The sequence below is a fragment of the Mesorhizobium sp. M0060 genome (assembly GCF_040323155.1).
Lineage (GTDB): Bacteria > Pseudomonadota > Alphaproteobacteria > Rhizobiales > Rhizobiaceae > Mesorhizobium.
In genome coordinates, this window is the sequence record NZ_JAMYUP010000097.1 from 1 (window position 1) to 13,670 (window position 13,670).

The following is a 13,670-nucleotide window of genomic DNA, read 5'->3' on the forward strand; positions in this document are numbered from 1 at the left end:
ATCATCAACGGCCATCCACAGAGCCAGATCGAGGAACTCATGCCCTGGCGATTCCGGAAAACATCAAGCCCAAACCCATAGGTGATCGGCGAGGCGCTTACGCCATTCCGCGCGCGGCCCAAAGGCGACACTTGGACGTTTGGCTCGGCGAGAACAGCTCTTGGCGCAAGCACGACAACGCTGAAGTCGTTTCGGTTCCCCGGAAGAAGGGCCACTTACAAAGTGGCCAAGTCCGCGTCGTGCGATACGCACTGAGATACAAACTGTGATACAAATCGCTATGGAATTCTAGAAAAAATCCTTTAAAATCAACTTGCGAGGCGGTGCAGCATTGCATCTCGGCCGCACCATCAAATTCGAAAGCGGAACCTCTAACCCGTTGAATTCGAGCACGGCAGAGAGCGTCCTTGTCAAGGCACGTGGCTTTCTTGCCTATTGCGATCGCTAGTTTGGCCCATGCGAAGGGGCCATCGGCGGGCGTGGCCATCTATGCGGTTGGCGTGCATAATTATTCGCGCACCAAGCGTCCAGTCGCCCACCAGATGACAGACACAATAATGATCGATGCGTAGCCGTCCACAGCATAGTGCCATCCAGTGTACACCGATCCGTACAGGATCAGGGCTGCGAAGGTCCAACCCAGAACGCCAAGCCAGAGATTGATTGAGGAAAGCAGATAGGCGTTCAGTGTGACAAAGGCGACATGCATGCTTGGCATGGCTGAGATGCCGCCGCCAAGACTTGGCCGGCCGCTCTGGTAAGCCATCAGGAGATATGCAGCGGGTTTCCGCACCATGTAACTATGGTCCAGCCTGTCCATGACTGCATCGAGTCCGTGGAAGCGATCCACGCCAACAAACTGGTGGTAGTAAACCGGCCCGACCGATGCCAGCGCCAAGGCCAAGACAGTTCCGAGAGCGCACAGCGTTAGCGCTGCTGCGCAGAGATAGCGGATGCGGGCAATCTCGTCCGACCAGAGCGACACGAAAAGGATGGTGCCGAACCACTGGTAAAACCAAATGACTTCATAGCTGTTGAAGACGACGAGCGACCAACTGTTGCTGTCGAGCTTATGGACGATCTCCCATGGCGGCATCCCATGCAACCATTCATCAGCGTCGGCTAGCCAGTTGTCGGCATAGTATGGGACGACCGACGGGATAGCGATCTTGTAGGTAGAGAACGCGGTCAAGCTGGCAAAGAAGAACAGGAGCACCAACAGACAGCCGCGCCATCGCCCTTGAATCAAATCTAGGGCGTAGCGAATTGGTTGTCGTCGGCCATAGATGAGCGCGGCACAGCAGACACCGCCGATAAACAAGATCGGAATGCCAATAAGAAACTTGTGAGAATAGATTATGGCTGCGGTAGAGAAAATCTCTGGAAATAGTGCAGATGCGCCTAAGACGTAGATTGCCATAAACAAAGACAGGCGCAATTGCCATATGGCGGCTGGCCTATAGTGAGAGGCTTCCGTAATTAAGTCCAAACCAATTTACCCATTCTAAATGTTTCGCCAGAGAGAAATATACTCCGATAAGGTAAAAACCTTGCCGTCAGGTTTACTTTTTCCCCGGTGGTCGACACCCGCCATGCGGCGATTTACGGTGACAGTGCACTTTTTCTTTCCCCACCAACCGCTGGTTTGCTCGGCAATCCGGTCCAGAAGTGCGTCGTTGGCGCGCCCGTTACCTCGCTGCGTCACGTGGTGTGGCAGAACGACAATACGGGCAACGCGAGCCCTACGGTCAACCTACACCCACGACGGCCGGGCGAGCATGGTAAAATGCACTGTCGCCGTAATTCCGCGCTTGTACAGCATCGCTCCCGGACCGCGTGATCCGTGATGGGTTATAATAGCCGGCTGCCCGGTCGACCGCAGATGACCGACATACAGGAAATGGTTGCCATCGCCCTGTATGCCCATATTGCTGTCTCCGATCGGTGCTCCTGGACGCCAACAGGCCCAAGTGTCGGGTGCTTCGCTGTGGCATTTTTGGGATGAGAGCTAGCGCGACTTTTCTGCGCCGTGACGATGAGACCTGACTGCCTCCAGCAGTTTGCGTTCATCGGTGTGAGCATTTCGAAAAATCGCAACGACGGTCGCCGCTAATTTTTCGGCGTCTTGGCTTAAAGGGTCGAGATGTTCGTCTGCGCAAACCCGGTCGAACACGCGTTGGCAAATAGCCAGGTCGTGGGGGCTAAGAGAGGTGCGATTGGCACGCTGGTTTAGCATGTCGCGAACCCTCAGGTCCGCTGCCCATACAAAGCAGTGGACCTTCTCAGGCCGGAGGGAGGAGCCGGCCGGCCTTAGCGCTAAAACGTACATGGTTGAGGCGTCGTTCCCGGCTAATGAAATTGGTTGCTTTTGTACAATGCAGATGCCCATCAGCGAGCGCTTACTCGCTGGTCTCAGTTGGGCACGCTTCCTCTGTTGACCAATCATAAGCTTTAGCTTATCATAAGTCATGGTTTATGATTACGCAGGCATGGTGGCCTTGGCCGATCCGACACGCCGCAAGGTGTTCGAACTCATCGCCGATCGGCCGCGCTCGGTCATTGATTTGACGCGGGTGCTTCCGGTCTCGCAACCGGCCGTATCGCAGCACCTCAAAGTGTTGAAGGAAGCCCGGCTGGTCCGTGCCGAGCCCAAGGGTGCCAGCAACATCTATCATCTCGACCCGCATGGGCTCGGCGAGATGCGCGCTTGGCTCGATCGCATGTGGGGCGATGCGATCGATGCCTTCAAACGGGAAGTCGACAACAGCAAGGAGAAGAGGAAATGACGACCATGATCAAGCCCGCACCGGTCAGGAAATCCGTGACGGTGGGGGTGCCCCTCGACAAGGCATTCGATGTGTTCACGACACGGTTTGGCCGGTGGTGGCCGGCTTCGCACTCGATTGGCAAATCCGCGCTGACGACTGCAGTGATCGAACCGAAAGCCGGCGGGCGCTGGTACGAGATCGGCGAAGATGGATCGGAATGCGATTGGGGCGAGGTTCTCGCCTGGGATCCGCCGTCCAGGCTGACGCTCGCCTGGCGTATCGGAGCCGACTGGCGCTTCGATCCGGAACTGCTGACCGAAGTCGACATCCGCTTTGTCGCGCTCGGCGAGAACGCGACGCGGGTGGAGCTCGAGCACAGGCTTCTGGAGAACATGGGCGAGGCCGCGGAAGCAGCGCGCCAGGCCTTCGAATCCGAGGGTGGCTGGAGCGGACTCCTGGACCGCTATGCGGCTGAGTCCAAGCGCGACGCAGCCTGATCAAGAGGCGAGGCTCTTAGCCGTCCGATATCCAGCGAGGCCGCCGCATCGTCGGCCTCGCCCTCATTCCCCGTGCAGCATGTGCCGTGCTGCGGGCCACTGGGACTAATGTTGTTGGGCGAACGATGCCCGAACCGGAACGGCAATCTCTGCTTTGGCTTCTTTCGCCTGACCTTGCCACAGCTTCTCCGCAGCGACCGTAAATTATGGGTCTTCATCTGCCAAATGCACTCAGTCTTCCGCTTGCGTCTGGGGTTTGCCAGGAAATCGGCCGCGACTTCGGATCCGCACGGATCGGAAATCGATCGCATCGTGCCAATTCCCCGAAGAAAATCACTTGCCCGAGAGGAAGGCCTTTAGCCGCACGATGCGCAGTCTGTTGCTGGATCATATTCTCCCGACAGCAACAGAGTAGGGATGTTCGAGCGGCGGGATGTGTTTGCGAGACTGTTCCTCTTTCAGGAAACCAAAGCGGGCACACCACACCTAGCGTTGTCGCGGACTACTCGGCAGTTGGTCAGCGGCGGTACCAGAGCTGGATTACCGGTGCTTCTCGACGAAAGCCTTGCAGGCGGGTGACAACTGCTCGATCATGCTCTGAAGATCGCATTTGCCGATCGGTGTCATTGGGCAAAGCCGTTTGTAGTCACGGTTGCATTCCTTGCCCTGAAAAGATTTGAAGGATTTTGCCTCGGCGGCAATCGGGTTCAAAAGTATTCCCGAACAAACCAACGCAAGGCTGGCAAGCAGATACTTCCCCATAAACACCCTCCATTTATTAGCGGTAATTATAGACATACTAAATTAGAATATTCTAATTATCAACCCTGGGGCAACCGGCAGCTCGCAAGGTCGTTTGACGCCATCCGTTGCGCCTAGAGAGGCCGATCTCAAGCCAAATCGTGCCCCCGCTCCATCTTTGTGTTTGACCATGATCTTTTCGGAAAACCGGTTTCCACTTTTCAGGATCATGGTCTAGACCTGACAGGCACCTTATCCGGAAATCCGATGGCGGGAGGCGCTGGTGGAAGGCCAGGACGAACACATGACCGGCGCCAGGGCCGCTGAGGAGCACCACGCCGACATCTATGACGAGGACGGCGTCATCCTGTCGTCGTTTCTCGCCCAGATCGGTGCTGCGATCGCCGATCGCGACACGCTGGCGCTGAAGCGTGAAGTCGACGATCTGCACCAGTCGGAACTCGGCCATCTGCTTGAGGCGCTGCACCCGGAACAGCGCCGCGCGCTGGTCGAATTGCTAGGCAAGGATTTCGATTTTTCCGCGCTGACCGAGGTCGACGAGGCGATCCGGCGCGACATCGTCGACAGTCTGCCCAATGCGCAGATCGCCCAGGCGGTGCAGGAGCTCGATTCCGACGACGCGGTCTACATTCTCGAGGACCTCGACCAGGAGGACCAGGACGAGATCCTGTCGCAGCTGCCGTTCACCGAGCGGATCAGGCTGCGGCGTTCGCTTGACTATCCCGAAGAGACCGCCGGCCGCCGCATGCAGACGGAGTTCGTCGCGGTGCCGCCCTTCTGGACGATCGGCCAGACCATCGACTACATGCGCGAGGACAACAATCTTCCCGACCGTTTCAGCCAGATCTTCGTCATCGATCCGAGCTTCAAGCTGCTCGGCGCCATCGACCTCGACCAGATCCTGCGTACCAAGCGCTCGGTCAAGGTCGAAGAGGTCATGCATGAGACCAGGCATGCCATCCCGGCCACCATGGACCAGGAGGAGGCGGCACGCGAATTCGAACAATACGATCTTCTGTCCGCCGCCGTCGTCGACGAGAACGAGCGGCTGGTCGGCGTGCTGACCATCGACGACGTCGTCGACGTCATCCAGCAGGAGGCCGAGGAAGATCTGCTGCGCATGGGCGGCGTCGGCGACGAAGAACTCTCGGACAGCATCTTTTCGACCTCGCGCTCGCGCGTGCCCTGGCTGCTGGTCAATCTTTTGACGGCTTTCCTGGCGGCCTCGGTGATCGGCCTGTTCGACCGCACCATCGAGCATATCGTGGCGCTGGCGGTGCTGATGCCGATCGTCGCCGGCATGGGCGGCAATGCCGGCTCGCAGACCATGACGGTCACGGTGCGGGCGCTGGCGACCAGGGACCTCGACATCTACAATGCCGGCCGCATCATCCGCCGCGAAATCGGGGTGGGCTTCATCAACGGCATCATCTTTGCCATCCTGATCGGCCTCGTGGCTGCTGCCTGGTTCCACGATCGCAATCTCGGCGGCATCATTGCGGCTGCGATGATCATCAATATGTTCGTGGCGGCTCTGGCGGGCATCCTTATCCCGCTGCTGCTCGACCGCTTCAAGATCGATCCGGCTGTGGCTTCGGCGGTTTTCGTCACCACGGTCACCGACGTCGTCGGCTTCTTTGCCTTTCTCGGGCTTGCCACATGGTGGTTCGGCGTGCGCTGAACCCTCTCAATTGACTTTTACGTAAATGCCGTGCGAGGTTTTGGAAGGTCCCTGCCTGCCGATTCTGGCACACGTCTGGACGCTGGCGAAGCCGCATGGGGAACTCGCGGCGTGGCCGGGGCATTGGAGTAACGATGCGGGAATATTATTCGATAACGGAGCTGACCCGCGAATTCGACGTGTCGACGCGGACGTTGCGCTTCTACGAAGACGAAGGGCTGGTGCAGCCGGTAAGGCGCGGCCGCACGCGGCTGTTCCGCCCGTCGGACCGGCATCTCATCCGCCAGATCATGCGCGGCAAGAGGCTCGGCTTCTCGATCAACGAGATCCGCGAAATCATCCAGATGTACAGGGAGCCGCCCGGCGAGGTCGGCCAACTCAAATTGATGATCAAGCGCATCGAGGAAAAGCGCGAGGATTTGCGCCAGAAACGCCGCGATCTCGAGGAGACCCTGGCCGAGCTCGACCAGGCCGAGGAATCCTGCGTCGAGCGGCTGGCAGAACTCGGCGTCAACACCTAAGGCTCAGATCCAGCGTCGCACCTTTTTGGCGTAGTCCCGGTACTTCTTGCCGAATTTGCTCGTCAGCACCTTTTCCTCGCTCTCGATCGTCAGCTTCTGCGTCAGGAAGGCCGCTACGAACGCCAGCAGCAGGAACCAGGCGCTCCCCAAGACAAAGGCGAGGCTGACCAGCAGCAGCGTGTTGGCGAGATAGATCGGATTGCGGCTGACGGCGAAGGGCCCGGTGGTCACCAGATGATCCGGCACGCCGTTCGGGTTGAGCGTCGTTTTCGCGCGGATCATGGTGCGGATCGCCGTGAACCAGAGCGCGGCGACCGCCAACAGCGCCACAAGGCCGGCGGCGAACAGGATGTCGCCGAGAAGATCGCCGATCCATGGCAGCGGATAAAACAGCCCTAGCGCGACGCTAACGGCGATGGCGGCGATATAGATCAGCGGCGGCCATGGTATGTGCCCCAATTTCGGCTGACCAGGACTCTGCTGCACGGGTTTCGGGTGACTGTCGGTCATTGTTGTCCTCCCAGCGTGCTCTCGGTCCTGGCCGTGCAGGTGCCGGCGAGCTCGCCAATATGCGCCTTCCACTCCGGGGACTGGTCATTGCTGTAAAGCCGATCAAGCGAGGCTTCGCCCTGGAGAGTGTCCAGCATGCAGACACAATAGCTGGAGCAGAACTCGGTGTCGCGCGTCTGCTCGCAGGATATTTGGCAGGATTTCAGGAAGTTCATCTCCCTGGTTTCGACTTGCGCCGGCATGACTTGCGAAAACAGCCAGACCGAGCCGATCAGCACTGGCTGATGGATCAGATAGAAGGCAAGGCTGTGCCGGCCGATGAAGACCAGCGGATTTGCCCAGCGGCCGGGCGCCAAGGTCGACAGCCGCGTCAGCACGCCGGAGGTGGCGGCGAGTTTGGTAGCCGCGATGCCGGCAAGCACGGCGCCGAACCAGGGCAGCAGCGGAACGTAGTCGTTGGAGCGCGGATTGGTCGCCGACACCCCGACCCACCATAGGGCCGGATGATCGAAAACCGCGGATCGCAGATAGACGGGCGCGGCGACGACAAACGCCGCGACAAGCAGCGTCAGCAGCGCTGGCAGCCGCAGGAACGCCAGGCCGAGCAGGCTGGCCAGCGCAATCTCGTGCAATATGCCGAAGAAGATGAAGCCATCCGGCGTGGCGATGCGAGTGACCAGCGATATTGCGAGGGCGGCCCCGGCAACCATGGCGAAACGCTTCCAGAAGCCGGTCCAGTGGATCTTTCTGCCATGGGCAAGATAGAGGCTGACGCCGACCAGGAACAGGAAGCTTGAGGCGATGCAGCGCGCGTAGAATTTCCACCAGCCGAAAGCGGTGAGGCCGGGATTGGTGTAACCGAAGAATTCGAGATCCCAGGTGAAATGATAGCTCGCCATGGCAAGCAAAGCGACGCCGCGTGCGATGTCGATGGCGGCGATGCGCTTCAACTTTGGTTGGTCCTGAACGGAGGCGGTCGGCGTGTCGATGCTCATTGGTCTCGTTGTCTTGGTTCAGCCCCGGCAAGACGACTATCACGGTTGCCCCCGACAAAAGAAGCAGGCCGTGCCTCGCGTTGTACCGGCTGCGGCCGTTCAGCATCATGGCTCGCTTTAGGCCAGAGCCGGAAAGCCTTTGGCCGGCTTCGCTTTTTGCCGTGAAGGCGTCGGTTTCCTGTTACCCGCCGAGGCAACGCCACGGCAGATTTGTGCTCCAAACCTGCTTCGGGCGATTCTGCTTCGGGGAAAGCAATGGCTACACATGTGCGCCATCCGATCTGGCTTGCGGCCTTGCGGCCGGCGGATGCACGCACCTTCGCCTCGCTTTATGCGGTCGAATCCTTCGCGCGCGCCACCGTGTCCAGCGTCATCCCGATCCAGGCCTATGAGATTCTGCACAACGAGCAGATCGTTTCGATCCTCTACACGATCGTTGCGATGCTCGGCCTGTCGGCGACGCTGTTCATGCCGATGCTGATCCGGCGCTTTGCCCGGCGCTGGGTCTATACCGCCGGCGCCTGCCTGCTGGCCGTCGGCTCGCTGTTCTTCGTCACCCATACGCTGGCCGGCCAAGTGGTGGGCATGCTCTGCCGCGTCGTCGGCGCCGGCGCGCTGGCGATCACGCTCAACCTCTACATCATGGACCATATCCGCAAGACCGACTTCATGCAGGCCGAGTCGCTGCGCATGGCGTGGTCGATGCTTGCCTGGACCGCCGGGCCGACGCTCGGCATTTTCCTCTACACACGTTTCGGCATCTATGCGGCGCATGGCGCGGTGGCCGTCTTCGCCATGGCCTTGCTGGCGCTGTTCTGGACCTATCGGCTCGGCGACAACCAGTCGATCCGCCCCGGCAAGACACGGCCGGTCAATCCTCTGGCCAATATCGGCCGCTTCGTCGCGCAGCCAAGGCTGAGGCTCGCCTGGCTGATCGCCTTCGGCCGCTCCTGCTTCTGGACGACGTTCTTCGTCTATGGGCCGTTGTTTATGGTGATCACCGGCGAGGGCAAGCTGGCCGGCGGCCTTTTGGTTTCGGCCGGCAATGCGCTGCTGTTCATGGCCATCTTTTGGGGCAGGGCAGGAAAGCGTTTCGGCGGCCGGCGAACCATGACGTTCGCCTATTTCGCCATGTCGGCGACGCTGCTGGCGGCCGGCGCCGTCGGCGAGGCGGCACCGCTCGTCAGCGGCGCATTGCTGCTTTGCGGCGCCTTCTTCACCATTGCGCTCGATGCGCTGGGCTCGACCGCCTTCATGCGTTCGGTGCGCTCCTATGAGCGGGCGCAGATGGCGGCGGTCTACCGCACCTATCTCGACTTTTCCGAGCTGACGCCGCCGCTGGTCTATTCGGTGGTGCTGGCGTTCTTCGGCCTGGGCGCGGTTTTCGCGACGCTCGGCGTGTTGGCCGCTGCCTGTGGCTTCGTCACCTGGCGCTATCTGCCCAAATCGCTTTGATGTTCAAGCGCCGTATGCCGGTCGCGCACCCAGTTGTGGAAGCGGTGCAGTTCATATTCCTCGGCATCAGCACGCCGGCCTTGTGGCGCATCGAGCGGAGGCCCTTCTGGTTGACCTCGCAGATATCAGCGTCTTCCTCCAGCACCTGGGTACCGAAGGCGACGATATTGTCGATGTCCGCCGCCGGATCGGCGAGCGCTTCGGGCGAAAAAAGCCATTCGGCGGTGAGTTCGGTCTGCTCCGGCCCAAGCGGCACCAGCCGCACGGTCCTGACATAGTCGACATGGCCGACGATGAACATCGACGGCAGGCTGGTGGCATAGGTCTGCCCGGCGGTACGCTCGGCCGGCGTCAGGCCGGAAAAGACCGAGCCGTGGACGCGCCCGTCGCGCGACCAGGTCTCGGCTCCTGCCCGCAAGCCGCCGGAAAATTCCGGCGCGTCATTGTCGGCATGGCGAGCCCATTCGGGATCGTCGTGGCGGCCCATCAGGCCGCGGCCATAGATCGGCACCAGCCGCGACAGGTTCTTGTGGACGCCGGGGCAATGCAGGCACTCGTTGAAGTTTTCCCAGAAAATCTTCCAGTTGCAGTTCATCACCTTGCGCAGCATATGGCCGCTCAGCAGCGTTTCCAGCGGCCAGTTGGCGAGGTTGCCGGATGCCGGATCGAAGGATGTTTCAGCCGAGCCGGCAGCGTCTTCCGCGAGGTTGACGAAGACAAAACCACGCCACACCGACAGCGCCACCCGGTAGAGCGGATGATCGGCCTTATCGAAGCGGTCAGGCAGCGATTTCGACGGCACGCGCACCAGATCGCCGCGCAGCGAATAGGACCAGGCGTGATAGGGGCAGGTGATGAGCCGCGCCTTCAGCCGGCCCTCGCTTTCCTGGCAAAGCTGCGAGCCGCGGTGCCGGCAGGTGTTGTGGAAGCCGCGCAATTCGCCGGTCTCGTCGCGCAGCACGACGACCTCTTGCGTGCCTATACGGAACGTCCTGAAAGCCAGCGGCTGGGCAAGGTCGGCCTCTCGGCAGACGAGCACCCACTTGCGATGCCAGATGGCGTCGAGATCGCGCTGGTAGCCCGCGATGTCCCAATAGGCGGGCGACGGCAGCGTCGGCTCGGCCCGTGTCAGGCCGTTATAGGGACCGCGCTCGTTCGGGCTGGGTTGCATGGCCGGCTTCCTCCCATGCGGCAGCCGACACCCGGCGGTGAAAATTGTCAATCAGGGGCGGGGCGCCGGCGGCTTGGCGAGACGGCGCATTCGCCACACGATCCGGCGGAATTTGGTTTGCCGGGCGCGGCGATTCTGCCTATAGTCCCTGATGTCGTCGGTTCCATTAGGGACCAAGAGGGAATGCGGTGCGGGCGATTTTTTGCCCAATGCCGTGGCTGCCCCCGCAACTGTGTGCGGTAGTCCTCTCCATATGCCACTGAAGGTGCGCCTTCGGGAAGGTGGGGAAGGGCGCTGATCCGCGAGCCAGGAGACCTGCCGGCGACAGGAAACTGACTTCTATGCCCTCGGGTGGAGGGCGAAAGGACAAGACATGAATACCGCTTCCGTTTCGCTCGGCGCTTCCGTCTCCTCGCAGTCGCGTTTCATGCAGCTGGCGCTTGCTGCATTCCTCGGCATTTTCGTCATGGGCTTTGTCGGCTTCTCGCATATCGATGCGGTCCACAATGCCGCGCACGACTATCGCCACTCGATGGGCTTTCCCTGCCACTGACAAGGGGTGACATCATGACACTGTTTCGCAACGTCGTGTTCATCGCGGCGATCGCAGGGCTTGTGGCCGGCATCGCTCTCGCCTGCATGCAGGCCTATGCGACGGTGCCGCTCATCCTGAAGGCGGAAGTCTACGAACAGGCCGGCGGCGGCCATGACCATGCCGCGGCACCTGCGGCACCGGCCGAGAACGCCGCGGGCACGACGGCTATGAGCAGCGCCGCGCCGGCACCGGCTGAAGCAATGGCTCCGGCTGAGGACGAAGGCTGGGCGCCGGCCGATGGCTTCGAGCGCTTTGCCTTCAGCGTCGTTGCCAATATCGTCACCGGCATCGGCTTCGCATTGGTCCTGGTCGCGGTTTCGGAATTCGCCGGCGGCATCGGCAATTGGCGCCAGGGCCTGTTCTGGGGGCTGGCCGGCTTTGCCGTGTTCACGCTGGCGCCGGGCCTCGGCCTACCGCCGGAATTGCCGGCGATGCCGGCGGCCGACCTTGTCCAACGCCAGATCTGGTGGTGGGCAACAGTGGTGGCGACCGCCGCCGGGCTCGGCCTTATCGCCTTCCGCAGATCGTTGCCGCTGGCGATCCTTGCCGTAGCGTTGATCGTGGCGCCGCATATTGTCGGCGCGCCGCAGCCCGATAGTTTCGAAACGGCGATCCCGGAAGGCCTGCATCATCAGTTCGTGGTGGCGGTGACGCTGACCAATCTGGTGTTCTGGCTGGTGCTCGGCGCGGTCGTCGGCGTGGTGCGCGGACGCTTCACCGGCACGGCGACCAGCCTGCGCGACAGCTTTGCCTGACCGCGCTGCCGGGGCACTGACCCTGGTCATCGGCGGTGCGCGCTCCGGCAAGAGCGCCCATGCCGAGAGGCTGGTAACGGCTTGTCCGGCGCCGTGGAGCTATATCGCCACGGCGCAAGCCTATGACGAGGAGATGCATCAGCGCATCGCCCTGCACCGCTCGCGCCGCGGCGGCGCGGGATGGACGACCATCGAGGCGCCGCTCGATCTTGCCGGCGCGATCGAGGCGCTGCCTGACGGCCGGCCGGTGCTGATCGACTGCCTGACGCTGTGGCTGACCAACCAAATGCTGGCCGAACATGATTTCGAGGCCGAATGCCAAAAACTGGCGGACGTGCTGTCACGGCAGCGCGGACCGTGGTTCGTGGTTTCCAACGAAGTCGGGCAAGGTATCGTGCCGGACAATGCGCTGGCAAGACAGTTTCGCGACGCCGCCGGCCGGTTGAACCAGGACGTCGCGGCGGTCGCGGACACTGTGCTTTTGATGGTGGCGGGGCTGCCGCTCAAGGTGAAATGACATGGCTGATATCAGGGACAAAGGCATCGATCCCAAGGACGAGGAACGCCACCGCGCCAAGATGGCCAAGCGCAAGGCGGTGCAGGATGCCGAGGTCGCGGCCAAGACGGTCGAAAAGGGGCTGCTGATCGTCAACACCGGGCCGGGCAAGGGCAAGACCACGGCCGCCTTCGGGCTGGCGCTCAGGATGCTCGGCTACGGCAAGCGCGTCGGCGTCGTCCAGTTCATCAAGGGCAAATGGCACACCGGCGAGAAGGACGCCTTTGCTTGCTTCGGCGACCGCGTTGTCTGGCACGCGATGGGCGAGGGTTTCACCTGGGAGACGCAGGACCTGAAGCGCGACATCGCGGCGGCCGAGGCCGCCTGGGCGAGGGCGCTCGAACTGATGGCCGAGCCGTCGATCAGCCTTGTGGTGCTCGACGAGCTGAACATCGCGCTGCGCTACGACTATCTCGACCTCGAAAAAGTGGTCGCGGCGCTGAAGGCCCGGCGCGAGGGCCTGCACGTCGTCGTCACCGGCCGCAACGCCAAGCCGGCATTGGTCGAGGCGGCCGATCTGGTCACCGAGATGGGCGTGACGAAGCACCACTTCTCCGCCGGCGTGAAGGCGCAGCAGGGGATCGAGTTCTGAGGGGTTGCCTCGGGACATTTCGGACGAAGGTCCAACTCGGATGACGCTTGCCAAGGCTGCCCACTGACTTCTCAAGACCTGGGTTCCTCGCCCTCCGCGAAGCGGCCGGAGAGGGGGCTTCGTAGAGCGCGGTTCCCCTCTCCGTCTCGGCTTCGCCGAGCCACCTCTCCCCACTTCGTGGGGCGAGGAAACCAAGCTGGAATGAAGCCGGGTCCAGCGCTGACGGGCAACTTTGTTCTTGCTTTGTGCCGGCACCTATGCTACTAATTTAGCTATGGAGCTGATTCGCGCCGACGACCCGCCGCTTGGCGGGTTTTTTGTTTCCGCTCGATCTCAAGCGAAGGTCACGCCAGGATGACGAGCGCCGAGATTATCCCGAACAGCGCGATCAGCAGAAAGTCGGCGACCCGGTAGAGTTTCAGCGCCCGCCTGATGTCGGTGCTCTCGATGTCGTCGCGCCGGCCGCCTTCGCCCATCAACGCGTCATCGACCAGGACGCCGTCATAGGAGCGCGGGCCGGCGAGCGCCAGGCCGAGCGCACCGGCCATCGCCGCTTCCGGCCAGCCGGCATTGGGCGAGCGGTGCTTCTTCGCATCGCGCCGCACGGCGTGCCAGGCGCCTCTGGCGTCGGCGCCCTTGACCAGGAAAGCGGCAAGCACGATCAGCAGCGCCGTCAGCCGCGACGCCGGCAGGTTGATCCAATCGTCGAAGCGCGCCGCCGCCCAGCCGAAGGCCTCGTGGCGCGGGGTGCGGTGGCCGATCATCGAATCGGCGGTGTTGGCGGCCTTGTAGGCGACGCCGCCGGCCAGCCC

General features: G+C 61.8%; 15 protein-coding genes and 1 riboswitch. Of the genes, 9 read left to right on the forward strand and 6 right to left on the reverse strand.

Annotated elements, in window-relative coordinates:
* Window positions 1–508 precede the first annotated feature (508 nt).
* Window positions 509–1,420, reverse strand: coding sequence for a phosphatase PAP2 family protein (locus tag NKJ94_RS35465; protein WP_352532216.1), 912 nt, complete (start codon window positions 1,418–1,420; stop codon window positions 509–511).
* A gap of 1,048 nt (window positions 1,421–2,468) precedes the next feature.
* On the opposite strand from NKJ94_RS35465, the gene NKJ94_RS35470 reads away from it, so the two are divergent.
* Both NKJ94_RS35470 and NKJ94_RS35475 read left to right on the forward strand, forming a co-directional pair.
* Window positions 2,469–2,786, forward strand: a complete 318-nt coding sequence (locus tag NKJ94_RS35470; RefSeq protein ID WP_352532218.1) for an ArsR/SmtB family transcription factor — start codon at window positions 2,469–2,471, stop codon at window positions 2,784–2,786.
* The gene (locus NKJ94_RS35475; protein WP_352532220.1) at window positions 2,783–3,265 is read left to right on the forward strand and encodes an SRPBCC family protein; all 483 of its coding nucleotides are present in this window, start codon (window positions 2,783–2,785) and stop codon (window positions 3,263–3,265) included. Before NKJ94_RS35470 ends, NKJ94_RS35475 begins: the two co-directional genes overlap by 4 nt.
* A gap of 540 nt (window positions 3,266–3,805) precedes the next feature.
* Here the strand turns inward: NKJ94_RS35475 and NKJ94_RS35480 are convergent.
* On the reverse strand, window positions 3,806–4,027 hold the full coding sequence (locus tag NKJ94_RS35480; protein ID WP_352532222.1) for a hypothetical protein: 222 nt from the start codon (window positions 4,025–4,027) through the stop codon (window positions 3,806–3,808).
* A gap of 262 nt (window positions 4,028–4,289) precedes the next feature.
* Between NKJ94_RS35480 and mgtE the strand changes: the two genes are divergently transcribed.
* On the forward strand, window positions 4,290–5,708 hold the full coding sequence (mgtE, locus tag NKJ94_RS35485; RefSeq protein ID WP_352532224.1) for a magnesium transporter: 1,419 nt from the start codon (window positions 4,290–4,292) through the stop codon (window positions 5,706–5,708).
* Window positions 5,709–5,842: 134 nt separating this feature from the next.
* Window positions 5,843–6,229, forward strand: a complete 387-nt coding sequence (locus NKJ94_RS35490; RefSeq protein ID WP_352532226.1) for a MerR family transcriptional regulator — start codon at window positions 5,843–5,845, stop codon at window positions 6,227–6,229.
* Between the two features lie 3 nt (window positions 6,230–6,232).
* Here NKJ94_RS35490 and NKJ94_RS35495 read toward each other — a convergent pair whose 3' ends face one another.
* Window positions 6,233–6,739: a methyltransferase family protein gene (locus NKJ94_RS35495; RefSeq protein ID WP_352532228.1), complete on the reverse strand. Its 507-nt coding sequence runs from the start codon at window positions 6,737–6,739 to the stop codon at window positions 6,233–6,235.
* Complete coding sequence (locus tag NKJ94_RS35500) at window positions 6,736–7,734, reverse strand: heparan-alpha-glucosaminide N-acetyltransferase (RefSeq protein WP_352532230.1); 999 nt, start codon at window positions 7,732–7,734, stop codon at window positions 6,736–6,738. Before NKJ94_RS35500 ends, NKJ94_RS35495 begins: the two co-directional genes overlap by 4 nt.
* A 255-nt stretch (window positions 7,735–7,989) precedes the next feature.
* Here NKJ94_RS35500 and NKJ94_RS35505 point away from each other — a divergent pair, with 255 nt between their 5' ends.
* On the forward strand, window positions 7,990–9,189 hold the full coding sequence (locus tag NKJ94_RS35505) for an MFS transporter (protein ID WP_352532232.1): 1,200 nt from the start codon (window positions 7,990–7,992) through the stop codon (window positions 9,187–9,189).
* Here the strand turns inward: NKJ94_RS35505 and NKJ94_RS35510 are convergent.
* A complete protein-coding gene (locus tag NKJ94_RS35510; RefSeq protein WP_352532234.1) occupies window positions 9,158–10,360 on the reverse strand; it encodes an aromatic ring-hydroxylating oxygenase subunit alpha in 1,203 nt (400 codons plus the stop codon). The two genes, NKJ94_RS35505 and NKJ94_RS35510, sit on opposite strands and share 32 nt — an antisense overlap.
* A gap of 141 nt (window positions 10,361–10,501) precedes the next feature.
* Window positions 10,502–10,697: riboswitch (cobalamin riboswitch) on the forward strand.
* Between the two features lie 36 nt (window positions 10,698–10,733).
* Between NKJ94_RS35510 and NKJ94_RS35515 the strand changes: the two genes are divergently transcribed.
* From NKJ94_RS35515 to cobO, 4 genes are read left to right on the forward strand one after another with little or no spacing between them, the layout of a single operon-like run.
* Entirely contained in the window at window positions 10,734–10,913 is a 180-nt protein-coding gene (locus tag NKJ94_RS35515) for a CbtB domain-containing protein (RefSeq protein ID WP_023720718.1), read from the forward strand.
* Between the two features lie 14 nt (window positions 10,914–10,927).
* Entirely contained in the window at window positions 10,928–11,710 is a 783-nt protein-coding gene (locus NKJ94_RS35520; protein ID WP_352532236.1) for a CbtA family protein, read from the forward strand.
* On the forward strand, window positions 11,703–12,227 hold the full coding sequence (gene cobU / locus NKJ94_RS35525; protein WP_352532238.1) for a bifunctional adenosylcobinamide kinase/adenosylcobinamide-phosphate guanylyltransferase: 525 nt from the start codon (window positions 11,703–11,705) through the stop codon (window positions 12,225–12,227). Before NKJ94_RS35520 ends, cobU begins: the two co-directional genes overlap by 8 nt.
* A gap of 1 nt (window position 12,228) precedes the next feature.
* Window positions 12,229–12,858, forward strand: a complete 630-nt coding sequence (gene cobO / locus NKJ94_RS35530; protein WP_352532240.1) for a cob(I)yrinic acid a,c-diamide adenosyltransferase — start codon at window positions 12,229–12,231, stop codon at window positions 12,856–12,858.
* Window positions 12,859–13,202: 344 nt separating this feature from the next.
* On the opposite strand, the gene NKJ94_RS35535 is transcribed toward cobO, so the two are convergent.
* A partial coding sequence (locus NKJ94_RS35535) for a cobalamin biosynthesis protein CobD/CbiB (RefSeq protein ID WP_352532242.1) occupies window positions 13,203–13,670 on the reverse strand: 468 nt, incomplete at its 5' end.